At 69.8% G+C, this 25,647-nt stretch carries 28 protein-coding genes, 1 tRNA gene and 1 pseudogene; 11 read left to right on the top strand and 19 right to left on the bottom strand.

Translation table 11 applies throughout. The annotated features are described in order from the left end of the window. Positions 1–91: 91 nt before the first annotated feature. Entirely contained in the window at positions 92–583 is a 492-nt protein-coding gene (locus ACIHAD_RS24365) for a HEAT repeat domain-containing protein (protein WP_397356905.1), read from the top strand. Positions 584–605: 22 nt separating this feature from the next. On the opposite strand, the gene ACIHAD_RS24370 is transcribed toward ACIHAD_RS24365, so the two are convergent. After that, positions 606–1,271: an NUDIX hydrolase gene (locus ACIHAD_RS24370; protein WP_397356906.1), complete on the bottom strand. Its 666-nt coding sequence runs from the start codon at positions 1,269–1,271 to the stop codon at positions 606–608. Between the two features lie 49 nt (positions 1,272–1,320). Continuing rightward, positions 1,321–2,043, bottom strand: coding sequence for an endonuclease III (nth, locus tag ACIHAD_RS24375; RefSeq protein WP_397356907.1), 723 nt, complete (start codon positions 2,041–2,043; stop codon positions 1,321–1,323). A 76-nt stretch (positions 2,044–2,119) separates the two neighbouring features. Between nth and ACIHAD_RS24380 the strand changes: the two genes are divergently transcribed. Both ACIHAD_RS24380 and ACIHAD_RS24385 read left to right on the top strand, forming a co-directional pair. Next, positions 2,120–2,548: a hypothetical protein gene (locus ACIHAD_RS24380; protein WP_397356908.1), complete on the top strand. Its 429-nt coding sequence runs from the start codon at positions 2,120–2,122 to the stop codon at positions 2,546–2,548. A gap of 133 nt (positions 2,549–2,681) precedes the next feature. Next, a complete protein-coding gene (locus ACIHAD_RS24385; RefSeq protein ID WP_125644033.1) occupies positions 2,682–3,362 on the top strand; it encodes a Crp/Fnr family transcriptional regulator in 681 nt (226 codons plus the stop codon). Here ACIHAD_RS24385 and ACIHAD_RS24390 read toward each other — a convergent pair. The 4 genes from ACIHAD_RS24390 to ACIHAD_RS24405 are packed head-to-tail and all read right to left on the bottom strand — an operon-like array spanning position 3,344 to position 5,607. Continuing rightward, positions 3,344–4,132 carry an MBL fold metallo-hydrolase gene (locus ACIHAD_RS24390; protein ID WP_397356909.1) on the bottom strand — a complete coding sequence of 263 codons (789 nt, stop codon included), beginning with the start codon at positions 4,130–4,132 and terminating at the stop codon, positions 3,344–3,346. The two genes, ACIHAD_RS24385 and ACIHAD_RS24390, sit on opposite strands and share 19 nt — an antisense overlap. Beyond that, positions 4,129–4,947: an NUDIX hydrolase gene (locus ACIHAD_RS24395; protein ID WP_397356910.1), complete on the bottom strand. Its 819-nt coding sequence runs from the start codon at positions 4,945–4,947 to the stop codon at positions 4,129–4,131. Before ACIHAD_RS24395 ends, ACIHAD_RS24390 begins: the two co-directional genes overlap by 4 nt. A gap of 49 nt (positions 4,948–4,996) precedes the next feature. Next, positions 4,997–5,455, bottom strand: coding sequence for a RidA family protein (locus tag ACIHAD_RS24400; RefSeq protein ID WP_397356911.1), 459 nt, complete (start codon positions 5,453–5,455; stop codon positions 4,997–4,999). After that, complete coding sequence (locus ACIHAD_RS24405) at positions 5,452–5,607, bottom strand: hypothetical protein (protein ID WP_193318817.1); 156 nt, start codon at positions 5,605–5,607, stop codon at positions 5,452–5,454. The genes ACIHAD_RS24400 and ACIHAD_RS24405 overlap by 4 nt, the downstream gene beginning before the upstream one ends. A gap of 133 nt (positions 5,608–5,740) precedes the next feature. Here ACIHAD_RS24405 and ACIHAD_RS24410 point away from each other — a divergent pair, with 133 nt between their 5' ends. After that, positions 5,741–6,745 (top strand): ArsA-related P-loop ATPase, encoded by a 1,005-nt coding sequence (locus tag ACIHAD_RS24410; RefSeq protein ID WP_397356912.1) that lies wholly within the window; start codon positions 5,741–5,743, stop codon positions 6,743–6,745. Beyond that, entirely contained in the window at positions 6,742–7,869 is a 1,128-nt protein-coding gene (locus ACIHAD_RS24415; protein WP_397356913.1) for an ArsA family ATPase, read from the top strand. Before ACIHAD_RS24410 ends, ACIHAD_RS24415 begins: the two co-directional genes overlap by 4 nt. A 53-nt stretch (positions 7,870–7,922) precedes the next feature. Here the strand turns inward: ACIHAD_RS24415 and ACIHAD_RS24420 are convergent, their stop codons facing one another. Continuing rightward, complete coding sequence (locus ACIHAD_RS24420) at positions 7,923–8,219, bottom strand: WhiB family transcriptional regulator (RefSeq protein WP_090771382.1); 297 nt, start codon at positions 8,217–8,219, stop codon at positions 7,923–7,925. A gap of 243 nt (positions 8,220–8,462) precedes the next feature. Here ACIHAD_RS24420 and ACIHAD_RS24425 point away from each other — a divergent pair, with 243 nt between their 5' ends. Next, on the top strand, positions 8,463–10,769 hold the full coding sequence (locus tag ACIHAD_RS24425) for a transglycosylase domain-containing protein (protein ID WP_397356915.1): 2,307 nt from the start codon (positions 8,463–8,465) through the stop codon (positions 10,767–10,769). A 533-nt stretch (positions 10,770–11,302) separates the two neighbouring features. Here the strand turns inward: ACIHAD_RS24425 and ACIHAD_RS24430 are convergent. Further along, a complete protein-coding gene (locus ACIHAD_RS24430; protein WP_397356916.1) occupies positions 11,303–11,758 on the bottom strand; it encodes a GatB/YqeY domain-containing protein in 456 nt (151 codons plus the stop codon). Between the two features lie 89 nt (positions 11,759–11,847). On the opposite strand from ACIHAD_RS24430, the gene ACIHAD_RS24435 reads away from it, so the two are divergent. Together ACIHAD_RS24435 and ACIHAD_RS24440 are read left to right on the top strand one after the other, a co-directional pair. Continuing rightward, positions 11,848–12,711, top strand: a complete 864-nt coding sequence (locus ACIHAD_RS24435) for a metallophosphoesterase (RefSeq protein WP_397357157.1) — start codon at positions 11,848–11,850, stop codon at positions 12,709–12,711. A 64-nt stretch (positions 12,712–12,775) separates the two neighbouring features. Further along, a tRNA-Pro gene (locus ACIHAD_RS24440) sits at positions 12,776–12,849 on the top strand. 66 nt (positions 12,850–12,915) lie between these two features. Here the strand turns inward: ACIHAD_RS24440 and ACIHAD_RS24445 are convergent. Next, entirely contained in the window at positions 12,916–13,614 is a 699-nt protein-coding gene (locus ACIHAD_RS24445; protein WP_397356917.1) for a hypothetical protein, read from the bottom strand. A 307-nt stretch (positions 13,615–13,921) separates the two neighbouring features. Then, on the bottom strand, positions 13,922–15,322 hold the full coding sequence (locus tag ACIHAD_RS24450) for a hypothetical protein (protein WP_397356918.1): 1,401 nt from the start codon (positions 15,320–15,322) through the stop codon (positions 13,922–13,924). Between the two features lie 121 nt (positions 15,323–15,443). Between ACIHAD_RS24450 and ACIHAD_RS24455 the strand changes: the two genes are divergently transcribed. Both ACIHAD_RS24455 and ACIHAD_RS24460 read left to right on the top strand, forming a co-directional pair. After that, on the top strand, positions 15,444–15,926 hold the full coding sequence (locus ACIHAD_RS24455) for a hypothetical protein (protein WP_397356919.1): 483 nt from the start codon (positions 15,444–15,446) through the stop codon (positions 15,924–15,926). Positions 15,927–15,956: 30 nt separating this feature from the next. Next, on the top strand, positions 15,957–16,508 hold the full coding sequence (locus ACIHAD_RS24460; RefSeq protein ID WP_397356920.1) for a hypothetical protein: 552 nt from the start codon (positions 15,957–15,959) through the stop codon (positions 16,506–16,508). 363 nt (positions 16,509–16,871) lie between these two features. On the opposite strand, the gene ACIHAD_RS24465 is transcribed toward ACIHAD_RS24460, so the two are convergent. The 5 genes and pseudogenes from ACIHAD_RS24465 to ACIHAD_RS24485 all read right to left on the bottom strand — a co-directional run. Beyond that, positions 16,872–20,030, bottom strand: a complete 3,159-nt coding sequence (locus ACIHAD_RS24465) for a S8 family serine peptidase (protein WP_397356921.1) — start codon at positions 20,028–20,030, stop codon at positions 16,872–16,874. Beyond that, complete coding sequence (locus ACIHAD_RS24470) at positions 20,021–20,872, bottom strand: hypothetical protein (protein WP_397356922.1); 852 nt, start codon at positions 20,870–20,872, stop codon at positions 20,021–20,023. Before ACIHAD_RS24470 ends, ACIHAD_RS24465 begins: the two co-directional genes overlap by 10 nt. Then, on the bottom strand, positions 20,869–21,420 hold the full coding sequence (locus ACIHAD_RS24475; protein ID WP_397356923.1) for an RNA polymerase sigma factor: 552 nt from the start codon (positions 21,418–21,420) through the stop codon (positions 20,869–20,871). The genes ACIHAD_RS24470 and ACIHAD_RS24475 overlap by 4 nt, the downstream gene beginning before the upstream one ends. 145 nt (positions 21,421–21,565) lie before the next feature. Further along, the gene (locus ACIHAD_RS24480; protein ID WP_397357162.1) at positions 21,566–21,721 is read right to left on the bottom strand and encodes a hypothetical protein; all 156 of its coding nucleotides are present in this window, start codon (positions 21,719–21,721) and stop codon (positions 21,566–21,568) included. Between the two features lie 16 nt (positions 21,722–21,737). Continuing rightward, positions 21,738–22,016 (bottom strand): annotated as a pseudogene (locus ACIHAD_RS24485) (aromatic ring-hydroxylating dioxygenase subunit alpha); the annotation flags it as partial. An 869-nt stretch (positions 22,017–22,885) separates the two neighbouring features. Here ACIHAD_RS24485 and ACIHAD_RS24490 point away from each other — a divergent pair. After that, the gene (locus tag ACIHAD_RS24490; RefSeq protein ID WP_397356924.1) at positions 22,886–23,794 is read left to right on the top strand and encodes a hypothetical protein; all 909 of its coding nucleotides are present in this window, start codon (positions 22,886–22,888) and stop codon (positions 23,792–23,794) included. A gap of 15 nt (positions 23,795–23,809) precedes the next feature. Here ACIHAD_RS24490 and ACIHAD_RS24495 read toward each other — a convergent pair whose 3' ends face one another. From ACIHAD_RS24495 to ACIHAD_RS24510, 4 genes are all read right to left on the bottom strand, one after another. After that, positions 23,810–24,163, bottom strand: a complete 354-nt coding sequence (locus tag ACIHAD_RS24495; protein ID WP_397356925.1) for a YbaB/EbfC family nucleoid-associated protein — start codon at positions 24,161–24,163, stop codon at positions 23,810–23,812. A 17-nt stretch (positions 24,164–24,180) separates the two neighbouring features. Further along, positions 24,181–24,669 carry a hypothetical protein gene (locus tag ACIHAD_RS24500; protein ID WP_397356926.1) on the bottom strand — a complete coding sequence of 163 codons (489 nt, stop codon included), beginning with the start codon at positions 24,667–24,669 and terminating at the stop codon, positions 24,181–24,183. A gap of 80 nt (positions 24,670–24,749) precedes the next feature. Continuing rightward, positions 24,750–25,112 carry a nuclear transport factor 2 family protein gene (locus tag ACIHAD_RS24505; RefSeq protein ID WP_397356927.1) on the bottom strand — a complete coding sequence of 121 codons (363 nt, stop codon included), beginning with the start codon at positions 25,110–25,112 and terminating at the stop codon, positions 24,750–24,752. Positions 25,113–25,200: 88 nt separating this feature from the next. After that, positions 25,201–25,479: a hypothetical protein gene (locus ACIHAD_RS24510; protein WP_397356928.1), complete on the bottom strand. Its 279-nt coding sequence runs from the start codon at positions 25,477–25,479 to the stop codon at positions 25,201–25,203. Positions 25,480–25,647 lie beyond the last annotated feature (168 nt).

The raw sequence follows: 25,647 nt of genomic DNA on the forward strand, positions 1-25,647 counted from the left end.
GCCAGCGATACGGTCAAGTGTGCACGTCTTCGGCCAGGACGGCGTCACCCGCCTGGCTATCTTGAGCGGTATGCCGCCGGCCGAGGGAACAGTGCGCGATCTCATCCGGGCAGCTCTCAGCGACGCCGACCCGGACGGCCCGCTGCGCTGGCACGTGATCTGTCAGCTGCGCCAGCGGGCCGACCTGGAGTCGTTCATCGAGGCACGCCGCCTGTGCGCTGCGGACAACGTGGCCGAGCGCCTGCTCGGGGTGGACATCATGGGCATGTTGCGGCCGTTCGTGGACCGTACGCTGCCGGTGCTGCGCTACCTGGCGGCCAGCGAGGACGACGCCATGGTCCTGTACTCCGTGCTGATCGCCTTCGGCCACCTGGCCGACCCCCGCTCGCTGCCTTCGGTGATCGACCTTGCCTGTCACGACGATCCCAGAGTCAGGTACGGGGCGGCGTACGCGCTGCAGCACGTGCTCGGCGACCCGCCCGACCGGGCGGGCCTGGAGATGCTGCGCACCCTGGCCGCCGACGACGACGCGGACGTGGCCGACTGGGCCTCGCTCGGCGTCTCGCTCAGGACCCCGGAGTGATCCGCTCGCGCACGGCCGGCCCTCAGGACCCCGGAGTGATCCGCTCGCGCAGGCCCAGTCTGACGACCTCGGCCGGCAGGTCCTCCAGCCGCGCCTGGTCCCAGGGGCGTTCGAGGCCGCCCTCGCGCAGCACGGCGTCGAGCACCATCGCGGTGAACCCCCACACCAGCATGCCCCGCACGTGGAAGGCCGGGCCGGCGAGCCCGCTGGGGTGCCGCAGCATGACCCGGTTGCCCGGATCGACCAGCTCGGCGATCGGCACCCGTTCCACGGACTCGACCTCGTCGGGCGAGGCGGCGTGCACCGCGGAGGGCGTGTGCCACCAGCCGAACACCGGGGTGACCCGGTTGTCGCTGTGGTTGAGGTAGAGCTCGGGCATCGTGCCGAGGACGCGTACGCCGCGCGGATCGACGCCGGTCTCCTCCTCGGCCTCGCGCAGGGCCGCGCCGACCGGGCCGCCGTCCTCGGGATCGACGCCGCCGCCGGGGAAGGCGGGCTGGCCGGCGTGCCTGCGTCCGCGTGAGCTGCGCTGGATGAGCAGTACGTCGGGGCCGAGCGAACCCTCGCCGAACAACATCAGCACGGCGGCCAGGCGCCCGCCGTCGGCCGGGGGGCGCAGGTAGCGGGGGACCGTGATCCGTGCGGCCTGCGCCGCCAGGCGTTCGAGCCAGTCGGGCACTTCTGTCACGCCAACCTCCAACACGGCACGGCCTCGATCACTTCCCCCGGCTCGCGGGTCAGGAGAACGGACCGGGCCTGACCAGCTTCTCCGCCTCCGCCTCGCCGGTGGGCCCGGTGCCGAAGGACGGGCACAGGCTCGCCAGCGGGCACACGCCGCAGGCCGGGCGGCGGGCGTGGCAGATGCGGCGGCCGTGCCAGATCACCCGGTGGGAGAAGATCGTCCACTCGCGCCGGGGCAGCAGCTCGGCCACGACGTGCTCGATCTTGACGGGGTCGGTCTCCTCGGTCCAGCCGAAGCGGCGCACGAGCCGCTGGAAGTGTGTGTCGACGGTCAGACCCGGCACGCCGAACGCGTTGCCGAGCACGACGTTCGCGGTCTTGCGGCCCACGCCGGGCAGGGTGACCAGGTCTTTGAGCCGGCCCGGCACCTCGCCGCGGTAGCGCTCGCACACGGTCTGGGCCATGCCGATGATGCTGTTGGTCTTCGCGCGGAAGAAGCCGGTCGAACGGATGATGTCTTCCATCTCGGCGCGGTCGGCGGCGGCGTAGTCCTCGACGGTGGGGTATTTGGCGAACAGGATGGGGGTCACCATGTTCACCCGCTTGTCGGTGCACTGGGCCGACAGGATGGTCGCGACCAGGAGCTCCAGCGGGTTGCGGAAGTCGAGCTCGCAGTGGGCGTCGGGGTAGGTCTCGGCGAGGACGCGGTTCATCTTGCGCGCCCGCCGTACCAGGGCGAGCTGGGTCTCCGGCTTGCGCCCCGACGCGTTCGTGGCCATGCCGCAAGACTATGGGAACGGTTGAACCTTCTACGCCGCGTTCGCGTACAACCTGGCGGCTGGGAGGGCGGCGACCATGGGCGATCAGCACAAGGGCGAGTCACTGACCGACTTCGTACGCGCGGGCGGCCCGTTGCGCGGCGCGGCACTGCACCGGGTGGCGCTCGGCAGCGCGGCGGCCATGGCCAGGATGCACGCCCACGGCGTGACCGGCCTGCGGCTCACCCCGGACAACGTCGCGCTCGGCACGCGCGGCCAGGTGCTGGTGGGGGTGCAGGGCTCGCCCGGCCGCGGCGGACCGGCCGACGACGTGCGGGACTGGGCCGAGCTGGTGAGGTTCGCGAGCGGGTCCGGCGCGCTGCCGCATCCGCTGCGCGGCGTCGTCGAGCGGTGCCGCCGTCCGGAGCCCGCCGCCCGCCCTTCGGCGGCCCATGTCGTACGCGTCCTGCTGGGCCACACGATGGCGACGGCGGTCGCCTCCGTGGACGACCTCCTGCGGAAGTAAGCAGGTCACCCGATTTGTTCATACACTTCAGTGCGCCACACAGCGGGGCAATCCCCGTCTAACCCGGGCATTCCCATAGCCTGTGTGTGCCGCCCGGAGTGGGGTGAGTCACAATGGCAGCAGAGGAGGCAGAGTGAACACCGAAGATGTGCTGGGCAAGGCCCCCCTGTTCGCCGCGCTCGACCGCGAGAGCGCCGCGGCGCTGCGGACGAGCATCACCGAGGTCCAGCTGTCCAAGGGACAGACCCTCTTCCACGAGAACGAGACCGGCGACCGGCTCTACGTCGTGCTCGAAGGCAAGATCAAGCTCTCCCGCACCTCGCCCGACGGCCGGGAGAACCTGCTGAGCGTGCTCGGCCCGAGCGAGATGTTCGGCGAGCTGTCGCTGTTCGACCCGCGACCGCGCACGGCCACCGCGACGGCGCTGACCGACGTGCGCCTGGCCGGGCTGGGCCACGACGACCTGCGCCCGTGGCTGACCGGCCGCCCGGAGGTGGCGCTGCACCTGCTGCGCGCGCTGGCCCAGCGGCTGCGCCGCACCAACGACGTGCTGGCCGACCTGGTCTTCACCGACGTGCCGGGACGGGTCGCCAAGCAGCTCCTCGACCTGGCCGAGCGGTTCGGCACCAAGACCGACGACGGCATGCGCGTGCACCACGACCTCACCCAGGAGGAGCTGGCCCAGCTCGTCGGGGCCTCACGCGAGACGGTGAACAAGGCCCTGGCCGACTTCGCCCAGCGCGGCTGGCTGCGCATCGAGGCCAAGGCCGTGGTCATCCTCGACATGGACCGGCTCTACAACCGTTCCAGGTAGTCGAGCTGGGCCCGCACGGAGACCTCCGCGGCGGGCCAGAGCGACCTGTCGACGTCGGCGTACACCATCTCGACGACCTCCCGCGGCGTGCGCGCGCCCTGCGCCCGCGCCGCCCTGATCTGGTCGAGCCGCCGCCGCCGGTGGGCGATGTAACCGTCGAGGGCCGCGATCGGGTCGGGCAGCACCGGGCCGTGGCCGGGCAGCAACGCCCGCGCGCCGAGGCCCTCGGCCGCCGCCCTCAGCCGGTCGAGGCTGCGCAGGTAGTCGCCCAGGCCGCCGTCCTGGGCGATGATCGTGGTGCCCCTGCCGAGGACCGTGTCGCCGGTCAGCATGGCCCGGTCCTGTGGCAGCCAGAAGCAGAGCGAGTCGAACGAGTGGCCGGGCGTGGCGTAGACGTGCAGCTCCAGGCCGTCGACCGTGACGACGTCGCCGTCGCCGAGCCCTTCGTCGCCCAGCCGGTGGCGGGGGTCGAGGGCGCGTACGGGGGCGTCGACCAGCTCGGCGAAGCGCTTGGCGCCGCCGCTGTGGTCGGCGTGGCCGTGCGTGAGCAGGATCTGGGTCACCCGCCGCTCGCCCAGATGGTCGCGTACGCGCAGCAGGTGCGCCTCGTCGTCGGGCCCCGGATCGACCACGATCGCGTCGCGGGTGCCGATGACCCAAGTGTTGGTGCCGTCGAGCGTCATGGCGGACGGATTGGGCGCCAGCAGGTTCTCGGCGTGCTCGGTACGGGAGCCGTCCGGCGTGCCGAGCGGGATGTGCAGGCCGCTCACGGCGTCATCAGCCTCATCTCCCCCTCGACCTCCACGGCCGTCGGCAGGATGGCGGTGATCCGCCGCTCCTCGGCCAGCCCGGAGGCCACGCTGTCGTGCCGGGCCAGCTCGGCGAGCGTGTGGGAGGTGGGCGGCATCAGGAAGATCTCACCCGCGCGCCACAGCTCGATCGCCTCGGCCGGCCGCCGCCACACCACGTGGTCGGCCTCGCCACCGACGTCGCGCGTGCGCTGCCCCTCGGGCAGCACCGCCACGAAGAACCGGGTGTCGAACCTGCGCTGCTCGATCTCCGGCGTGATCCAGTGGGCCCACGGCTTGAGCAGGTCGGACCGGAGCACCAGGCCGCGCCCGGCCAGGAAGTCGGCGAAGGCCAGGCTCCGGTCGATCAGCGCCAGCCGGTCGGCCTCCCAGTCGTCGCCCGTGGTGTCCTCGACCACGCTGTCCGGCCCCGGCCCCGCCAGCAGCACCCCGGATTCCTCGAACGTCTCCCGCACGGCCGCGCACACCAGGCCGCGGGCGACGTTCTCACTGGCGTGGAAGATCTCCCCCCACTCCTTGGGGGACGGCCCGGCCCAGGCCACCGCCTGGTCGGTGTCGCGTGGATCGACGGAGCCGCCGGGGAAGACGTAGGCGCCCGCCGCGAAGGCCATCGTGGACTTGCGCCTGAGCAGGTAGACCTCGGGCCCGCCGCGCGGCCCCGAGCCGCGCAGGATCACCACCGTGGCGGCGTCACGCGCCGGGACGGGGGCGACCCGCCCGGCGATGATCTCTCTGGCTCGCGCGGCGAGCTCGTCGGGAAGGGGAAGACCGGCCACCTGACCTCCTACTAGAACATCACTCGGTCATGGTGACACATCCTCGCGGTCAGGAGACCTCCGCGATCAGCTCCACTTCCACCGGAGCGTCCAGCGGCAGCGCGGCCACGCCCACGGCGCTGCGGGCGTGCTTGCCCGCCTCGCCGAACACCTCGGCCAGGAAGTCGCTGGCGCCGTTGGCCACCTGGGGCTGCTCGGTGAAGCTCGGCGCGCTGGCCACGAAGACCACGACCTTGACGATCCTGCGCACCCTGGACAGCTCGCCCAGCTCGGCCTTCAGCGCCGCCAGCGCGTTGAGCACGCAGATGCGGGCCTGTGCCTTGCCCTCGTCGACGCCGAGGTCGACGCCGAGCTTGCCGGTCTGGTGCAGCTTGCCCTCCAGCATGGGCACCTGGCCGGAGGTGTAGACGAGGTCGCCGGTGCGCGCGGTCGGCACGTACGCGGCCAGCGGCGTCACCGGCTGGGGCAGCTCGAACCCGAGTTCGGCGATCCGCTCCTCGGGGGTCACGGCTTCTCCCGCTTGAAGTAGGCGACGAGCTGCTCGGGCGAGGCGCCCTGGACGATCTGGACGAGCTCCCAGCCGTCCGCCCCGAAGTTGTCGAGGATCATCTTCGTGTTGTGGATCAGCACCGGAGCGGTGAGGTACTCCCATTTCTTCATGGCATGACGATCTCATGGAAAGCCGCTTCCCGGCCTGTCACCCCACCCATCCGGGCGGCGGTGACCACAATGTGAGCAATCTCAAACGGTGGCCGTCGGGTTTCGACAAGTAACCGTTCGGTAGCCTCGAAACGTGGACTCTCCGGACACGGACTGGGGCGACGTGCGGCTGCACGTCGTCACCGGCAAGGGCGGCACCGGCAAGACGACCGTCGCCGCCTCCCTCGCCCTCGCACTGGCCGCGGGCGGGCGCAAGGTGCTGCTCGTCGAGGTGGAGGGCAGGCAGGGCATCGCCCAGATCTTCGACCTGCCGCCGCTGCCCTACGAGGAGCGGAAGATCGCCGTGGCGCCCTCCGGCGGCGACGTGTACGCGCTGGCCATCGATCCCGAAGAGGCCATGCTCGAATACATGGAGATGTTCTACGGCATGCGCAGGGCCGGGCGCGCGCTGACCAAGATGGGCATCGTCGACTTCGCCACCACCGTGGCGCCCGGGTTCCGCGACGTCCTGGTCACCGGCAAGACGACCGAGGCCGTGCGCAGGCGCGGCAAGAACGGCCGCCGGGTCTACGACGCCGTCGTCCTCGACGCGCCGCCCACCGGCCGCATCACGCGCTTCCTGAACGTCACCCAGGAGGTCGCCGGCCTGGCCAAGGTCGGGCCCATCAAGAACCACTCCGAACTGGTGAACGGCGTCGTGAAGTCCAGGGAGACGATGGTCCACTTCGTCACCCTCCTGGAGGAGATGCCGGTGCAGGAGACCCTCGACGGGGTCGGCGAATTGCGCTCGGCCGGACTTCCCCCAGGTTGCGTTTTCATCAACATGGTCCGTGAATCACTGCTTCCACAGGCCGCTCTTGACATGGCTGTCAAGGGCCGATTCGACGTGGGCGAGCTCGCGCTCGGGCTCAAGGCGGCCGGGCTCGCCGACACCTCCGACGCCGCCGCCATGGCCGAGGCGCTCGCCGAGGAGGTCGTCGAGCACGCCCGCCGCACCGAGCTGGAGCACGCCGAGCGCGAGTCGCTGGCCGGGGCCGGACTGCCCCGCGTCGAGCTGCCGCTGCTGGCCGACGGCGTCGACCTGGCCGGCCTGTACGAGCTGGCCGACATCCTCCGCACCCACCGGGGAGCAGCGTGAAGAAGCCCGTCCCCCTGGACGTCGACGCGATCCTCGACGACAAGGGCACCCGGATCATCGTCTGCTGCGGCTCCGGCGGCGTCGGCAAGACCACGACCGCCGCGGCCCTCGGCCTGCGCGCCGCCGAGCGCGGCCGGTGCGCGGTCGTGCTGACCGTCGACCCGGCGCGCCGCCTGGCCCAGTCGATGGGCCTGACCGAGCTGGACAACACCCCGCGCCTGGTCAGCTCGTCCGAGGGCGGCGGCCAGCTCCACGCCATGATGCTCGACATGAAGCGCACGTTCGACGAGATCATCGAGGCGCACGCCGACCCCGAGCGGGCCCGCCAGATCCTGTCGAACCCCTTCTACCAGTCGTTGTCCTCCAGCTTCGCGGGCACGCAGGAGTACATGGCGATGGAGAAGCTCGGCCAGCTCCGCCGCTCCGACGAGTGGGACCTGATCATCGTGGACACGCCGCCCTCGCGGTCGGCGCTGGACTTCCTCGACGCGCCTGAGCGGCTCGGCCGCTTCCTCGACGGACGGTTCATCCGGCTGCTCACCGCACCCGCCAAGGCGGGCGGACGCAGCGCGTTCCGGCTGCTCAACGCCGGGTTCGGGTTGATGGCCGGGGCGATGACCAAGCTGCTCGGCGCGCAGGTGATCAAGGACCTGCAGACGTTCGTGTCCGCGCTGGACGCCGTGTTCGGCGGGTTCAGGCAGCGGGCCGAGATGACGTACAAGCTGTTGCAGGCGCCGGGCACGGCCTTCCTCGTGGTGGCCGCGCCGGAGCGCGACGCGATGAGGGAGGCGTCCTACTTCGTGGAACGGCTCGCCGAGGAGCGCATGCCCCTCGCCGGGCTCGTGGTGAACCGGGTGCACGTGTCGCCCGGGTCGGCGCTCTCAGCGGCACGCAGCGCCGCCGCGGCCGAGGACCTGGAGTCCAGGGGCGAGCACGAGCTGACGGCCGCTGTGCTGCGGCTGCACACCGGCCGGATGCAACTCGCCACCCGCGAGAGCCGCGAGCAGGAGCATTTCGTCTCGGCTCATCCCACGGTGCCCGTGGCACAGGTACGTGCGATGTCCGGAGATGTCCACGACCTGGCCGGATTGCGGCAGATCGGGAACCTGTTGGCGAGCGCGTAGAGAGAGCACGGCCGACGGGCGGCGCCGGCCGTGCTCTCCCGCCGCGGGCCCGATCAGCCCGCGATCAGCTCATTGGTCCGTTCGTACTCTTCCTTCGCGGACTCGAGCAGGTCACGCCACGAGTCCACGTCGGGCCGGCGCCTGAGCAGCGCACGGCGTTCGCGTTCGGTCATACCGCCCCACACCCCGAACTCGATGCGGTTGTCCAGCGCATCGGCGAGGCATTCGGTACGGACCGGGCATCCTCGACAGATCAGCTTCGCCCTGTTCTGTGCGGCGCCCTGGACGAACAGCGCGTCCGGGTCCGCACCCTTACAGGCGGCACGGGAGGTCCAATCCGTGATCCACATTTTTCGACCCCACTCCCCTTAGGTGGTCAGTCGTCATTTGGGGCCGACGGGCGCGGGCGCCGAGCCTCCGTATTCAGTTGCCGCAGAGGAGAACGTACGCAACTTCACGTTCGGGCCGACAGACCCCAGAGGACCAATTTCTCGCCGGACTGTTGACCGGGAATGACTAGTCACCCCTCCCAGTCAAGGCGAAATGGTGTCGTGTTACCGATAAGGACAGTGTTTCGACGTACCCTTGGGAGCGTGCAAGCGAAGGGCAAAGACCGCTCCCACCCGCTCCTCAGCGTCCTGCGTCTGATCATCGCCGGGACGGCGGCGGGTGTGCTGGCGGCAGCGGTGGCGCTGCCCGCGGTCGGCGGGGCGGGCGTGTCGGCCAAGACCGCCATGGACGGACTCGAACTCAAGCCCAGAGAACTCGACGAACCTCCCCTGCCCGAACGCACGAAGCTGGTCGACGCCAACGGCAAGCAGATCGCCCAGTTCTACTACGAGAACCGGCAGTCCGTGACCCTCGACAAGGTCGCGCCCATCATGCAGACCGCGCTGATCGCGATCGAGGACTTCCGCTTCTTCGAGCACGGTCCGATCGACGTCGAGGGCACCGCCCGCGCCCTGGTCAAGAACATCACCGGCGGCGGCGTCATGCAGGGCGGCTCCTCGATCACCCAGCAGTACGTCAAGCAGGTGCTGGTCAACAAGGCCGAGACGCCGGAGGAGCAGCAGGCGGCCATCGCCCCGACGATGTCCCGCAAGCTCCAGGAGCTGCGGTACGCCATGGCGATCGAGGGCAAGTACACCAAGCAGCAGATCCTGGAGAAGTACCTCAACATCGCCTACTTCGGCGCGGGCGCGCACGGCGTCCAGGCCGCGGCCAGGCGGTTCTTCGACAAGCCCGCCTCCGAGCTCAGCCTGTCCGAGGCCGCCACGCTGGCCGGCGCCGTCCAGAACCCGGCGCGCACCGACCCCAACGTCGGCCCCGAGTCGCGCGAACGGCTGCTGCTGCGGCGCAACACCGTGCTCGACAGGATGGCCGAGATCGGCAAGATCACGCGGGCGGAGGCCGACGCGGCCAAGGCCAAGAAGCTCGGCTACAAGGACGTCAAGTTCCCCGGCGGCTGCGAGGCCAGCAAGTTCCCGTACTTCTGCCTCTACGTGCAGTACGAGATCCTCGGCAACGACGACTTCGGCAAGAACCAGGACGAGCGCAGGAAGCTGCTCCAGCGCGGCGGTCTGACGATCAAGACCACGCTCGACCCCAAGATGCAGAAGGCCGCCGAGAAGGCCATCAAGAATTACGTCAGCCCCAAGGACAAGCCCGTGGCCGCGCAGGCCATGGTCGTGCCCGGGACCGGCGAGATCAAGGCGATGGCGGCCTCGCGCAAGTTCGGCGGCAGCAAGAAGAAGAACGAGATGAGCTACAACGTCGTCGCCGACGCGGCGCACGGCGGCGGGCGCGGGTTGCAGCAGGGCTCGACGGCCAAGGCGTACACGCTGGCCACCGCCCTTGAGGAGGGCCTCAAGTACGAGGACGGCTTCCCCGCGCCGGCCGGGTTCACCGCGAGCGGCTACAACTCGTTCAAGGACTGCAAGGGCGACAACGTCGGCGACCCCTCGCACACCGCGCACAACTCCAGCGAGGGCGGCGGCGGTTTCAAGACCCTGCAGAGCGGCACGTGGGGCTCGGTGAACACGTTCTTCCTCAAGCTGGAGCAGGAGGTCGGGCTCTGCAAGGTCGTCAAGCTCGCCAAGCGCCTCGGCGTCAAGCGGGCCGACGGCGGCAAGCTGCGCGAGGTCGAGACGTTCACGCTGGGCGTCAACGAGGTCGACCCCGTGACGATCGCCAACTCCTACGCGGTGTTCGCCTCGCGCGGCCAGTACTGCAAGCCGCTGGCCATCACCGAGATCAAGGACAGGAACGGCAACGCCAAGCAGTACAAGCCGAAGTGCTCGCAGGTCATGGAGGAGGAGGTCGCCGACGCGGTCAGCGGCATCCTGTCGGGCGTGTTCACCAAGGGCACGATGCGCGAGGTGGGCGGTATCGGACGGGACGCGGCCGGCAAGACCGGAACGACCGACGACTACATGTCCGCCTGGTTCGCCGGTTACACCCCGAACCTGGCCTCGGCCGTGAGCCTCGGCGACCCGCGCGGCGCCTCCACCCACAAGCTGATCGGCGTCACGATCGGGGGGCAGTACTTCCCGTACGTGTACGGCGCGTCCATCTCCGGGCCCATCTGGAAGCAGGCGATGATGCAGGCGCTCAAGGGGGTGGAGCCGACGGAGTTCACGCCGGTGGACCACTCGCGGTTCGGCGGCTGCTCCGACAAGTGCGCGCCGAAGCCCAAGAAGAAGAAACACGAGGAGGACGGGCGGCCTGGTGGTGGCGATCCGTTCGAGGACTTCTTCGGTGACCACAACGACCGGGGGAACGGGGGCGACGACGGGCGCGGTGGCGGGCCTGGGCCTGGTGAGTGGCAGGGGCTGGGCGACGGGCCGGGCGGCCACGCCAACACCGGCCTCACCACCCCCGCCACCCGAACCCGCCCCTGACGAGCCGGCCACCGCACCCCAGACCGACCGATCATGGCGCCCTTGACCGACCGATCATGGCGCCCTTGGACCGGCCAGCCGCCGCACCCGGGACCAGCTGGCGGGTCGGCCTCTGGGGCCGCCCCCAGGGTGCTGCTGCCCCCGGAGCCTCCCCAGCCCGCGCCGCCGCTGAGGGGCGCTACGCGGCTTCGGCTGGCCTCCGCCCGTACTGGGAGCCCCATATCGACGCCCAACCCCTCCCAGGACGCCTCCAGAGCCCGTCTCGGGGACGATCCTCGGGCGGGTCACCATAGACCACGACGAATCCTCAGGCGGACGCCATGGCCCCTCCGCGACGGATCGCATGGGCGGGACGGCCGCCGGAACCGTCGTCGGCGCCGACGCACCGAGCCTGGGCGCCGGCGCCCAGGGCTGGCGTGGCAGGGCCCTCGCCTGGGCCGGCCTCTCAGGGAGGGCCTGACAGGCTCCTCGTGGGGGCCGGCGTCCCAAGGCTGGCGGCCGACGCCGGCACCCCCAGGCCCGCGTCGTGCTGCTCAGGCCGTGAGGCGGGCGCGTACGGCGGCGGCGACGCGGCCGCCCTCGGCCTTGCCCGCCACCTTGGGGTTGACCACCTTCATGACCTGCCCCATGGCCTGCGGCCCCGACGCGCCGGTCTCGGCCACGGCCGCGTCGACGATCTGGGCCAGTTCCTCGTCGGAGAGCTGCGCCGGCAGGTACTCCTCCAGCACCGCCTGCTCGTCCAGCTCCGCCTGGGCCTGCTCGGTGCGTCCCGCGTTCTGGAACGCCTCGGCGGCCTCGCGCCGCTTCTTGGCCTCCTTGGTCAGCACCTTGATGACCTCGTCATCGCTGAGCTCCCTGGCCGCCTTGCCCGCCACCTCCTCGACGTTCACGGCCGCCAGAGCCATACGAATCGTCCGGAGACGCACCTCGTCCCGGCTCTTCATCGAGGCCGTGAGATCGGCCTTCAGCTTGTCCTTCATTGCGCTCATGCGCTCCATCTTGCCGTCTGCGGGGACGCCTCGTGCCCGTTGTCAGGCATCATGAGTACGTGAGGAAAGCCGTCGCAGTGCCCTTGTCCATGATCGGTCTCGGCCTGGCCGGGCTGGGCTACGCCTCCGTCGTGGAGCGCAACTGGTTCCGCCTGCGCCGGTTCGACGTGCCGGTGCTGGAGCGCGGCCGGCGTCCCGTACGCGTGCTGCACCTCTCCGACCTGCACCTGACCCCCAACCGCACGATGCTCATCAACTGGGTGCGCTCGCTGGGGGCCCTGGAGCCCGACCTCGTGGTCAACACCGGCGACTCGATCGCCCACCCGGAAGCGGTCCCCGCGCTCCTGCACGCCCTGGAGCCCCTGCTGTCCCGCCCCGGCCTGTTCGTCTACGGGTCCAACGACCTCTACGCCCCCCAGCCCAAGAACCCGGCCCGCTACCTCTGGCGCACCTCGAAGAACGACCGCCGCCAGCACGTCCCCAACCTCCCGTGGGAGGAGCTGGGTGCCGGCATGGCCGCCGAGGGCTGGCTGGACATGAACAACACCACCGCCCGCATCAAGATCGGCGACCTCGACGTCGCGGTGGCGGGCATCCACGACTCCCACATCTCCCGCGACCGGTACGACCTGGTCGCCGGCCCGGCCCCCGCCGACGCCGACCTCCGCCTCGGCGTCATGCACTCCCCCGAGCCGCGCAACATGACCCGCTTCGCCGAAGACGGCTACCAGCTCCTGCTCGCCGGCCACACCCACGGCGGCCAGCTCTGCGTCCCGTTCTACGGCGCCCTGGTCACCAACTGCGGCATCGACCGCGCCCGCGTGAAGGGCCTGAGCCGGCACGAAAGCGCCTGGTTGCACGTGTCCGCCGGCCTCGGCACCTCACCGTACGCACCTGCCCGTTTTGCGTGCTTCCCGGAGGCGTCGTTGCTCACGCTGGTTCCGCGACGCTGAGGCGGTCACGAGTGCCCGCGAAGTCCGCTAGACTTTCTCAAGCACGCGCAAGACGGGCGTGCACCGGGGTGTAGCGCAGCTTGGCAGCGCGCTTCGTTCGGGACGAAGAGGTCGTGGGTTCAAATCCCGCCACCCCGACAGTATCGCCACAGGTAGTAGGCCGCTTCCGAAGCTCGGAAGCGGCCTCTCTTGTCTTCTGAGTGACTAACTGCGTGACTGTTCCTCTGGTCCGTTGCTGGGTACGGCGACTTCCGAAGAGCCTGCACGCGATGTGGACAGGCGTTGCTTCCACGTCTTCTTCCACTTGCGGATGCGCTCCCTATCGTGCAGACCGAAGTCCTTCAGATCCGTTCGGAACGGATCGCGTCCACCGTCGAACTCTGGGTACCAACCTTCGCGTTCCAAGACGACGGCTTTCGACAGCCAGGTGACTTCACGGACGCGCCGCCACTGGTTGATTTCGGATCTCCATGGGAGACGCAGAGCATCCCGCAAAAGTCGGTTGCCCGCTCGATGCAGAAGGGCTGTTCGCGCATAGGCCGCAAGCATCTCGTCATGGCGCTCCATCAGATCCGAGATCTTCGCGTCAATGCCACGTTCCTCGGCAGTCACCAGCATGGATTCTCGGTACGCCTCCACAACGCGCCAGGGGATACCGACGGCCAGAGCCGCCACCTCAAGGCCATCAAGCGTCCGCAGGAGCTCCTGCATCGGTAGACGAACTTCCGTATGCCGGTCAAGGTAGAGGCGGTTGTAGTCATCAAGATCGTCCGTGTTCCGCTCCAGCTTGCTGGGGAACTTAGACAAGGCATCAGCTGCATCCTCAGCCTTGTGCATCCACTCCACGACTGCGCCTCGCGCGCTGCGGCGCTCTGGGTGCTTCGAGAGGTGATTCTGGATCACGGCGCCAACGGTCCGCCGCGATCACGACCACGCCGATCAGGACCAATCCCAGCATCGCGGGCCAGCGCCGGGCCGCGGACGCGTAGGCCAGCCGGACCACGCCGTGCCGCCGCACGTCGTTCCAGGCGTGCGTGTGACGGTCGTCGGCGACGCCGCCGTTCGAGCTCCCGTCGATCGACCATCCCGTCGCCGCATGGTCTTGGGCTGGTTTCGTGCCTGTGATCGGGATGTTCAGGGCACAGCTGAACGCGTCCCGTACTTCAACGGTGCCGTGAGGCCCGCCCCAGGCGGATACGTCCTTGTCTGCCTACTGGTTCGCGGGTCGGTAGCCGCCCGGCGGGCCGTTCTTGACGTATCTGGTCCTGCCGGTCGCCAGGTCGAGGAAGAAGTCCTTGCGCTCCTCGTCCCCCGCGTCCCGGTGGACCTGGAACGGGCCCTTGCTCGACCAGCCGGTGCCCGACTCGATCGGGTCCCCGTCGGGGAGTCGGGCGCGCACGCGGTGGATGCACTCGTGGGTGGTGAGGTCGTAGGTCTCGACGAGGGTTCCGAAATCGCTGATGATCACGAGCCGGCTTCCGTCCGGTTTGAGGAAGGCGGTGTGGGACTCCAGGCGCCCGTCCGGGATGGCGATGCTCAGAAGCTCCCGGCCGCGCTGGTCGTAGGCGATCAGGCGAGAAGCCGTCGTGACCACGACCCCCGCCGAGTTGACTTCGAGCACCTTCAGCGCGCCGGGAAGCGTGATCTCGCTCCAAGACCTGGTGTCGATGACGCGGGTGCCGTTCTTGGCCAGGGCGACGTACCTGCCGCGCTCGCTGATGCTCACTTCGGGCACGTCCGCGTCGGCGAGCGGCCCGCCGAGGTCATGCCGGTTGTCCTCGTGCTGGTGGACCATGCGGCGCGAGGTCCGATCCAGGTAGACGGCGGATCGCCGATCGGGGCTCACCACGAACGGTGCCGCCTTCGGCGCCCCGCCCTTCATGACGACATATGGCGCGGCCTGCGGGAACGGCGCGTCGTCAACCAGCCAGTAGCGGCACGGGGCGTCCAATTGATCGATCCACGGACAGGTGGGCTGCTTGACCTCGCCGATCTTCCGGAACGAGACCTGCTGCTCCTCGAACTGCATGGGCATCGTGTACTGCGGCGATTCGCTGGGTAGCGCCCGTCCGGGAGCAATGAGAACGCCGGCCAGCACAATCACGGATCCCGTCAAATAGCGGGTGCGAACGGACCATCGGCCAATGGCGGACTCCGTTTCGTCCGGCTTTTCGGGCCCAGCATTCCGCTCGGCGTACGATATCGCCGCTATCACCGCGACCACGATAACGGCATGCGCAAGCCGCGTCAGAGTGATTCCCTGCGCTGTCAGGAGGTAGCAGCCTGTTACGGCGGACGCTAATACGGCGAGCAGCCATGCCTGGCGATAGACGGCGTCAGTGACCGGCGCCCGTACGACGCGGAATACCGGAACGGCGCACCAGCCCACGACGAGATAGAACGGATCCGCGGTCAGTCCCGCCACGGGAGCCGCCAGGACGACGGCCGCCAGCCGCCACCGGCGCAGGCTGGCGAAATGGCCGACGACCCGGCGGACATCGGTCTCGACGACCGTGAGGCCCGTCAGGGTGACGAACCTGCCGAGACGCCCCTGACCGAGGGGCGCGGCTGCCGCCAGCACGGTAATCACCGCCGCCACCCAGAAGATCAATGGGGGTATCGTCATAAGGCGCCACGATATATGGTTCCGTCTCGTGAGTTCAGCGGATATATGGCAGCAATTTGGCGTCGCCCCGCGTACGCGATTACCGTTCGCGGTGTCCAGTTGTCTCGTGCTGATGTGCGTCGCGGGCGGCTTGTGGTGGTCGGGGTCGATAACGCCGCACATCCGCTGGGGAATCGAAAGCTTCTTTCTCAGCGCCGAGGTGGACGACAATGGCGTGCTGTCCACCAGCGCCTGGGTCGAGCTGGAGAACCAGGCGATTTCTCCATTCACCATCACGGATATCTCGATGGCCATACCGGGATTGCGGCTGCTCCCTCCGGAGAACACGGAGAACGATCCCGCCGAGATCACCGTTGGGGGCGACGGCTCCAGGACGGTGATCCGGCGGATCGTCATCACCGACTGCGCGGCGGTGCCGCACGAGCCGCAGCCGATCCAATTCACCTACCGGACCTGGCTGGTCTCGGGTACGTCGGAGGTGATGCTGGACCCGTGGCAGATGACCGTGAGGGAGCGTCGTGTCCCCGTGGCCTGGCAACGCGCCCTGGCAGCCACGGTGTGCAACAAGGCTGTGAGCGGCGAGCTCTGACGGCCGCCTCAGGAGAGAAGGGCACTGCACGTGCGTCCCGTCACGAAGATCACCACCGGGCTTGTCATCGCCTTCGGTGCGCTCCGATTCAATGGCCTCGACCTGCTGTTCGACCCCGTCGGCTGGGGCCTGTGCGCCGCCGGGCTGCTCTCGTTGCAGCGACCGGGCGACGCCTTCGCCAGGGCCCGGTCATGGGCGTTCTGCATGGTCCCCGTCTCGCTGGTGGGCGTCCTCGCGAGCGGCGCACCCATGGACGAGCCGGTCAGGCAGGTGATCGGTGTCGCGAACACGGCCGGCTCCCTGATCACGGTCTGGCTGATCGCGGACGCCCTCATGACCCGCATGCGCGCACGCGGCGACAACTCTCAGGCCGCCCTGCTGGACGTGTTGCGGTGGGCGGTGGCCGGTCTGGGCGCGGCCGGCCTGCTGGCCGGGTACGGCTACGCCGAGCTGTCACCTGTGCTGCTCGTCGCGTGGTTCGCCGCCCTCGTCGTTCTCATCATCGTGCTCTATCGCTCGGCCGGCCTGCCGTACTTCTCCGCGCCCCTGCCGATCTCCGACGACGAGGTCAGCTCCACGTAGCGCGAACACGGTCACCTCCGTGGTGAGAGGCGGGCGGCGGGTGAGTCAGCGGAGCTCGACCTGGACACCGTGCTCGGAGAAGCTGTCCAGAAGGTCGTCCAGTTCGATGCTCGATCCCCAGTACCGCAGGTCGTGAGTGGGCCGGTCGTACCCGGGGACGAGGTCGCCGCCGAAGTAGCCGCCGGGGCCGTTGATCGCCTCTCCGACGGCGCAGCAGAAGGCGTCGATGTCGGTGACGAAACGTCCGTCGAGGTGATGCCGGTCTGTCAGGCAGGCCCGGTCGGCCGGGGCTTCTCAGGGCGAGTGGGGTGCCCGGCCGTTCCCCCGTTGGACGGCCGGGCACCGGTTCGGCTCCCTGACGGGTCAGCCCACTGCGTAGGCGCGGGCGATGGTCAGGGTCAGGCGGGTGGTGGGGGTGTCGGTGACGGTGGTGCGGAGGGAGATGAATCCTGTTGTGCGGGGATTGGGGACCATCGCCAGCCAGCCCTTGGGTGACCGCGTCAGCGGGATCGGGTGCCAGGTGCGGCCGTCGTCGGAGGAGGTCTCAAGGCGTACCCGCGTGCTGTCCTGGCGGGGTGGGTGTTCGAGTGTCAGGGTGAGCGGGGTGCGCGTGCCGGGGTGGGCGCGGTTGTGGTCGTCCAGGGCGGCGGGGGTGAGGCGTACCGCGGCCAGGGGCAGCGGACGTCGCTCGCCGGTCCTGGAGGAACGGAACGTCCAGAGGGCCTCCACTGCGGTCGAGAGGGCGGAGTAGGGGACCTGGCGGCGGGCCGACGCCTTCAGCGTGTACGTGGCGACCTCCGGCGGCAGGGTGGCGTGGAGCACGCAGTCGCCGGGCCGCTCCGTCGCGCAGCCCGCGAGGTCGGTCTCGGCCAGGGTCCTGCCGCCCGTGGTGAGGGTGGCGGTGCCGGTGGCCGCGTCGTCGGCGCCCCTGCGGCCGGCGACGCCGTCGGCGAACAGGTCGCCCACGGGAACGGTCACGTCGTCGCCCGAGCGGCCGGCGGGGGGAGCGGACGGGCCGGTCACGGCGGCGTTCCACACCTCCGCGACGCTCCCCCGCGCCAGGCTTCGGCCGTCGTCGGCCACCACGGACGTGCCCACCTGAAACGCGCTGTCCCACACGAGCCCCGGAGTCCGGTAGTGGACGAGAATGCCCGGCAGCCGGACGCCCTGGGACAGGGTCTGCATGAACACCGAGCCGCCCGCCACGAATCTGGGGCCGAAGGAGGGGATTCCCGTCGCCGCCGTGGCGGAGGACCGGTAGGTCGCCGTCACCTTGACGAGGTCGGCGCGCCGGGCGGCGTAGGCGGGCTCGTCCGGCAGCCCGTCGGTGTGCGTGTTCACCAGGTCGTAGACGTACGGGGTCGGCGTGCGGGTCCTGCTCTCCCAGCGATTCCTGATCATGAACCGCAGGCCCGGCGCGCGTGCCGGGACGACGAACGTCCCCATGCCCGGTGCACTCCATTCCGCGTACCCGTAGAACCACGCGCCGTCGGCGAGTCCGACGTCGACCTCGTCGGTCGGTGCGGCGTCCGGGTCGTCCACGCTGAAGTCGGCGCGCCTGCCGTCGCGGGCGTCGATCGTCACCTGCCGGTCCCCGCTGAGATCGAGCAGGCTGTGGGCCATGGTCGTGCCCGAGTGGTCGATGATCTCGGCGTACATCCTCCAGTCGCGCCTGGGCAGCCTGAGCCGGGCCGTCCCGTCGGTGAAGGGCACGTCGCGGGTGGCCCCCGTACGCGGGTCGTACATCTGGGCGAAGGCCGCTTCGGCGGGCCGGCCGTCCCGGTCGATCGCCTTGACGGTCACGTTGTGGGACTCGGGCTCGACGAACGCGCCGGCGAGGGTGCGGATCTCCGTCGCGCCGGACCGGGCGGTGATCGTCGCCAGGTGTTCGCCGGTCGCCTTGTCCCTGGCGTCGATCGTCACGGTGACCGTCGCCTGCCCCTTGGCGGGCACCTGGAGACGTTGCGCGGAGAGCCGTACCACGTCCCCGTCGGAGGTCAGGTCGAGGTCCGCGGGGGTGTCACCGGCGTTGTCGTACGTGACGGTCCCGGTGGACACCCACTCCCCCGAACCGTCCGAGGGGAAGTAGGTCCACAGCCGCTCCGGCACGGCGACGACCTGCTGGGCGAGCGCGCGGACGACGTCCACCCGCCCGGTCCCCTGCCGGTACGGCGTCAAGCCGGGGGCCGGCATGGCGCTGCCGGTCAGCGCGGCCTTGAGTCGTTGCCCGGTCCAGTCCGGGTGGAGCTGGGCGAGGATCGCCGCGGCGCCCGCCACGTGCGGCGCGGCCATGGAGGTGCCGGACATCGCCACATGCGCGTCGGCCCCGGTCCCGCCCGCCTTGGCGGCCAGGATGCCCACTCCGGGCGCGGTGATGTCCGGTTTGATGGCGTGATCGCCCTCGCGGGGTCCGCTGCCGGAGAAGTGGGCGATCCGGTCCTGCCGGTCGACGGCGCCGACGGTGAGCGCGGCTTCGGCGCTGCCGGGACTGGGGACCGCGTCGGCGTCGTTGCCCGCGGCCGCGACGAACAGCGTGCCGAACCGTTCCGACAGTGTGTTCACCGCCTGCTCGACCGGGTCGAGGTCCAGGGTGTCGGGGGCGCCGAAGCTCAGGTTGACGATCTTGGCCTTGACCTCGCCCGCGGCCCACTCCATGCCCGCCAGGATGGCCGACTCGGTCAGCCCGAAGGCGGTGCCGGCCTTCGCGACGGCGAGCTTCGCTCCAGGCGCGATCCCTCGGTACTTCGCGTCGGCCCCCGCGATGATCGAGGCGACGTGGGTGCCGTGCCCAGTGTTGTCGCGGATGTCGGGGTCGTCGGTGAAGTTCTTCTCCTGGGTCACCACGCCTTTCAGGTCGGGATGGTCGGGGTCGTACCCGCTGTCCAGGACGGCCACCGTGACGCCCTTGCCCGTCATGCCCTGCTTCCAGGCTTCGGTGGCGCCGATCTGCTCGGCGCTCCGGTCGAGGCTGTAGGAGCGGCGGCCGTCCAGCCAGAGCTTGGTGGATCCAGCCGTCAGGGCGCCGGCGCCGGTGGCCAGGTCCTGCCACGTCCGCCCGGCGGACGCCTTGGGAACGCTCATCGCGCTCATCCCGAGCCCGCCGAGCCGCCGGGCCCGTTCCGCCCCCAGGAGCTGCGGGGCCGCCCCCTGGGAGGACTGAACGATCAGCGGGACGTCCGGCCGGTCGGCGTCGCCGTACCGCCAGGCCAGCAGCTGGGTGACGTCGAACAGCCGCCGGTCGAGGACGTTCGCGGCGACCAGCGGCCGGGCGTCGGACGGGATCACGTACAGGTGACCGTCCTGGACCTGGCCGCTGTACGTCATCCGCCTGCCCGGACCCGGTTGCACGCGATATCCGCGGCCGGTGACCACCACGCGGTCACCGGTGATCAGCGTGACGCCGTCCGCCTCGGCCGCGGCCGGTGGCTGCCGGAGGTCGGTCTGACGGTCATGGGCGGGCACGACGGCGACCGTCGCGGCCACCAGGACGGCGGCCAGCGCCTTGTGCGGGATCACGGGCACCCGGTCTTCTCCTTCAGCGTGCGCACGAGGTCGGCGGGCAGGTCCGAGTCGCTGACCTGGAGCGTCGCCTTGCCGGCCATCGTCAGGTAGCCGCCGACGACGTGCATGGACTCCGGGACCGACGCCTTGGTCACCGGCTCGGTCTCCTTGCCCTCCTTCGTCCAGAAGGCCGGACCCAGCACGTCGAACGCCTGGACGTCCACACCGCGGTCCTTGAGCAGGGCGCGCACCTCGCTGACGGGCCTGTTGTGGTAGGGCGCGCAGTGCATGGGCTCGCCGAGCGAGTCGAAGCCGGTAATGATCTCGTACTCCTCACCGGGGCGCGCCTCCCGGCCGAGGACGACCTCGGCCGAACCCTTGAAGTCCCGGCGGACCTTGATGCTGATCGGACAGCCGCCCGCCGACTCGCAGCCTTCCTGCCGGTCGACCACCTCGATACCGTCCGGTTCCTCCGTGCTCGGATCGACCGAGCCGACGTTGCTGGGCGTGGAGGGCAACAGCCGCAGCGTGATGTCGAGCCCGGCGTCGCGCAGCTGCTGCTGGTACACCTCCGGCTTGGCGAACATGTCCTTGACCTCGATGACGAGGTAGCCGCCTTCGTCCTTGATGTCGAGGGCCGAGGCGGAGGCGGGCCCGAGGGCGAGGAAGACGGCCATCGACGCCGCGAGGGCGCCCAGCGCGGCGGGCAGCGCGAACAGGCCGCGCCGCCTGCGGCGCGCGGGAAGGACCGGAGCCGGCTCCGCCTCCATGATCTTGCACATCGTCTCCCGGGCGCCGGGCGTCAGCCCCGGCCCGGCGGGCGGGGCGAGCCGCCTGACGATGTCGTCGAGCTGCGCGTTCATGAGGTCTCCTTGGCGAGACGGACGGCCCGCGGGCCGTACCGGGCGAGATCGGGGTCGTCGGCGGCGAGCTCGGTGGCCAGGCGCTTGCGGGCGCGGTGCAGGCGCTGCCGTACGGCGAGGCGCGAGCAGCCGAGCACCTGCGCCAGCTCGGCGTTGCCGAGCCCCTCCCAGGCGACGAGCGACAACACCTCCCTGTCGTCGGCGGACAGCCGCATGAAGGCCGCGCGGGCGGTCTCGGGCGCGGCCTCCACCAGGGGGTCGGTCCATTCCTCCAGTTCGGTACGGAGGCGCGTGGTCAAGGCCGCCCTGCGCGACTCGCCGCGGCGTTGGTTGGCCAGGGTGCGCCGGGCCACGCCGTACAACCAGAGCCGGGCGTGGTCGCCGGCCGGCACGTCGCCGAGCCGCCGCCACGCGGTCGTGAAGGTCTCGGCGATGACGTCGGCGACGTCGTGAGGGTCGTCGGTACGCCGCCGCACATAACCGGAGACGGCCTCGTAGTGCTCGGTGTAGAGCTCCTCGAAGCGTCGCCGGGGGTCCGGTGGGCCCACGTGGTCGTCCCTTCCGTAGGGGTATGTCACAACAAGCAGGTGTCCGGATGGTTCCAGGCGTGACAGGGGATCAGCCCGCCGTGGCGACGCGCCGAACACGGAAGGCCGCCTCCGGAGCCCGGAAGCGGCCTTCTCGTCGGGTCCCCTACGAGCGTTGTTCGAGGTGGTGGCGGTAGGCGTCCAGGACCAGGCCGTGGAAGTGGTGGACGGCGTGTTCCGACAGGCCCGAGCCGTCGGAGTCGTAGACGATCTTGCCCTGGGTGAACGCGGGCGTGCCCATGCCGCGCTGGACGCTCTCCACCAGGGCGATGTCCGAAGTTCCAGGCGTGGTACGGGCACACGATGCTGCGCCGGACGCCCGAACCGGACAGCAGTTCGTGCGCGCGGTGCTTGCACACGTCATAGAAGGCGCGCAGGGTGCCGGACTCGTCCCGTACGGCGACGATCGGCATGCCGGCGACCGTCCCCGTCACGTAGCTGCCCAGTGTCCGCAGTTGTTTCACGTGACACAACCATTGCCAGGTACGGGCAAAGATGGCCCGCTGGTCGATTTCGTACCATTTGGGGTCGGTATAGGCGTCGGCGTGCAGGGACATCGAGAGCGCCGGATCGGGATGGTAACCGGCGGAGATGTGAGCGAATTCGGGGGTCACCGTACCTCCGATGCAGAACAAGTGCCGTATCGAGGCTGATGATCCATTGTGTACAGGTTCAAGCGCCCAGTTCTATGCTGACGCCGTGCTCGCCAAACCCCCCGGATGGCCATTGCTGACGGCGTTTTCCCTCGGGGCCGTGGTCGCCCTGTGGTGGGCCAGCGCTCCTTATATCTACGTCGAGTTCTTCTTCTGGGTGCTCCTCGTGGGCGGCGGACTCGCTCTGGTGTGGACGGTCCGGGCCGTGGCCGCCCTCATCAGCGATGCCGGCTCACTGCGGACTCACAAGCTCCGCTGGTTCACGCCATTGCTCATCGTGTCCTTCGTCGTTGTGGCGGTCGTCCTTCATTGGCCGTTCTGGGCCAGATTCGCGTTGTCGCAGCCGACGTTGACCACGTACGCCCAGGCCGTTGCCCAGAGCGGTACCTCTTCGCACGCATGTGTGCAAGTGGGCCTCTACCCTGTCTGCTGGTCGGAGGCGACGCCCGGCGGTGGAGTGCGGTTCAGCGTCAACGACCCGGGAGTACGCACTTCGGCAGGGTTCGTGTGGAGTCCGACCGGACGGATGCCGAGGACGACGTGGAGGAAGTCGATCCCATCTTCGGGCCCTGGTACGCATGGTCCGGATGGGACGACTGGTGAGCGCGCCGGCTGATCTCGACGTCCTTCAGAGCCGAGCCCCATAGACACCGTCGCCTCCGCATCGGTCTTGGCGATTATCACCTGAGTCGTGCCTGGGGCTGGCGTGACGAATGATATTGGTGGGATGATCCGACGACTAATGGTCGATATCAGACGAAGGGGGTCGGCGAATGAGTCCGTCTTCCAGGGCGCTTCCGGTGGCGGGGTTCATGTTCTCGGCCGTCGGGGTGGGCGGCGTGGTTCTGCAGATGTTGAGCGTGGCCTATCCCGACGGCGATCCGGCCAAGGCACGGGCGGCCGCCGAGTTGTTGCGGCAGTTGGCGGGACGGGTGGACGCGAGCCTGGACGACGTCGAGGAGGTGGCGAGCAAGGTTTGGCGTCCGCCGAGTTCCGGCGCGGGCATTGACGCGTTCAGGACGTATTTCACCAAGGAGATCGCGCCCTATCCGCCGCGGGTTTCCGCCTACATCCGGGGATTGGCGGACGCGGTCGAGGATTATGCGGAGTTGCTGGAACAGACCCAGCACGCGTTGCGCACGATGGCCATGATCCAGTGGATGGAACTGCTGATGTTCTTCTGCTGGCCGGCGATCGACAAGAAGGTCCAGGTGATGATCAACTGGGCGATGCGCAGGTCGCAGGCGCGGCTGTTGATCAGGATGTTCGAGAACGCCGTGGGGAAGCGGTTCATCTACGCGGTGGGGGGCAGCCTCGCCTACACCGTTCTCGACCAGGCGGTCGTCGACGGGTTCAAGCTGGCGAGGGGCGAGGACACCGGGTCGTGGGGGGACCGCGGCGAGTACATGCTGAAGAACTTCGCGGCGGCCATGGTCTTCTACCACGTCGACCCCGCCAACTTCGGCAAGGCCGCGAACGTGCTGCCGAAGAACCCGGCGGCGCGGAACGCGGTCGTGTTCCTGACCGGATCCACCATCTTCAGCACCACCGCCAACGCGCTCAACAGGCCCGGGGACGTCGCGGACGACCCGGTCAGCCTGTTGCCCACCTGGCAGCAGATGCTCGCCAAGCTGGGGGTCGCCGCGGGCCAGGACCAGTTCAGGAGGTGGCGCCGGTACTGAGGGCCGGTCACGTCGTCACTCCCGGGTGAACCGCCGGACCTCGTCCGCGAAAGGGGCCAGACCGGTCGTCATCAGGCCGGTCATCTGGGCGGCGAGGTCCTCGGCGGCGGCGTTCGCGGCAGCGAGGACGGCCTCGGCCAGGGCGTCGGCGCCCAGTCGCATGGCCCGCGGGTCGATGCGCAGGCCGCCGAGCGCGCCGGTCGGCGTCACCTCGGCCCTGACCTGCCCGTCGGCGGCCTCACCCCGGCCGCGGACGGCGTCGAGGCTCTCCTGCAGTTCCTCCAGCGGGCGGACGTCGGCCTGGAACCGGGCGAGGAGGTGGCGCATCTCGTCGTCGAGGTAGGGGGTGGGTTCTTCGGGGGTGGTCATCGGGGACTCCAGGGGTGTCAGGTGAACTGTCCGTCCTTCGGCGACAGCTTGGGCGGGTCGGACACTTTGGGCAGGGATTCGATGGTGGCCCAGTTCGCGACGTCGAAGCTGGTCTTCATGTCGGCCAGGCGGTCGGCCACCGGCGGGTAGACGTCACAGAGGGCTTCGACGTAGGCCTTGGCCTTCTCCATGGCTGTGGAAAAGCTTTTCCTGAACGTGTTCGCGGTCTCGTCCGTACCGGCGAAGTCGCCCAGTGCGCCGATGGCGTCGATGATGCGGAGGGTGGCGGTCTCCAGTTCGGCGCGCTCGGCGAGGAAGGCGCCGGCGGCCTTGGTGAAGGTGCTGCCGTACACCTCGGTGGTCGGCGTCCCGGGGCCGCGGGGGCCTGCCGAGGGCAGGGTGGGGACCGAAGGCGAGGGGCGCGGGGGCTCGCTGGGCGACGGGCTGGTGGGGCTCGGCCTGGGGGTGCCGCTCGGGGTCGGGGTAGGAGGAACGGGGGTGGTCATGGCGGTTCTCCTGTCGGTACGTGGCCACCGGGCGGGCGGACGAGGTTGTCCACAATACCGACAGGAATACGGGGCAGGGGCTACGGTTCGTAGACCGGGGCGAGATCGGCGAATATGCGGTAGTCCGAGATCAGACCGTCGTCCCGGGTGCGCCAGATCGACACGGCCACCACCCCGGCGTCCTTGCCGTCGAGCCGCCGGTACGTCACCACGGTCTCGGCGATCGTCTCGGCCCCCACCTGCCAGTCCCTGACGATCCGGTGCCGGAGGCCGCCGATGGTCGAGTAGAACGTCCGCAGGCCGGCGGCGACGGCGTCGCGTCCCACCATGGGCTCGGCGTTGCCGAACATCAGGGTGGCGTCCTCGGCCAGCAGTTCGGCGAACTTGTCGGGGTCGAACGAGTCGACCGTGCGGAAAACGCGTCGTACCACATCGTGGGACATGTTGATCATTCCTCACGTGGACGGGGTCGCTGGTGGGGACGATACGGGACGACGCGTTCCCGTGCGACAGGCCGGCCGCGTCCGGCGCTCAGGCGGGCGAGGCGCCGGCGGGACCGGCCGGCGGCTCGAAGGTGATCGACACGATCGCGCTGATGGCGAGGTTGTGTTCCCGGGCGCCGCCCGACGCCCGGTCCGGCGATTCGACCGTGACCACCGAGTCGCCCCGGCGGGTGACGCGGCCGGTGAAGGAGTCGCCGCTCAGCAGGCGTACCGAGATGACCCGGTTCTCGTGGCGGGCGTTGTCGAGGAGGGCGATCCAGGAGGTGATGAGCCCGGTGCCGGGGGGTTCAAAGGGGTCTTGGGTCATAGTCCCTCTCCTGCCCTCAACAAGGGGAAGGGAACGGCCGGACCGGCGACCTCACCGGCAGGCAAGGGATCAGGCGAAAGAACCGGGCGGCATGTGTGACATGTCACCCATCATCATGAAATTTCGTGTGATGGCGAGTGGTGAGTTCATGTGCCCTTCAGCGGCAGG

The sequence above is a fragment of the Nonomuraea sp. NPDC052265 genome, from assembly GCF_044547985.1.
Classification (GTDB): Bacteria; Actinomycetota; Actinomycetes; order Streptosporangiales; family Streptosporangiaceae; genus Nonomuraea.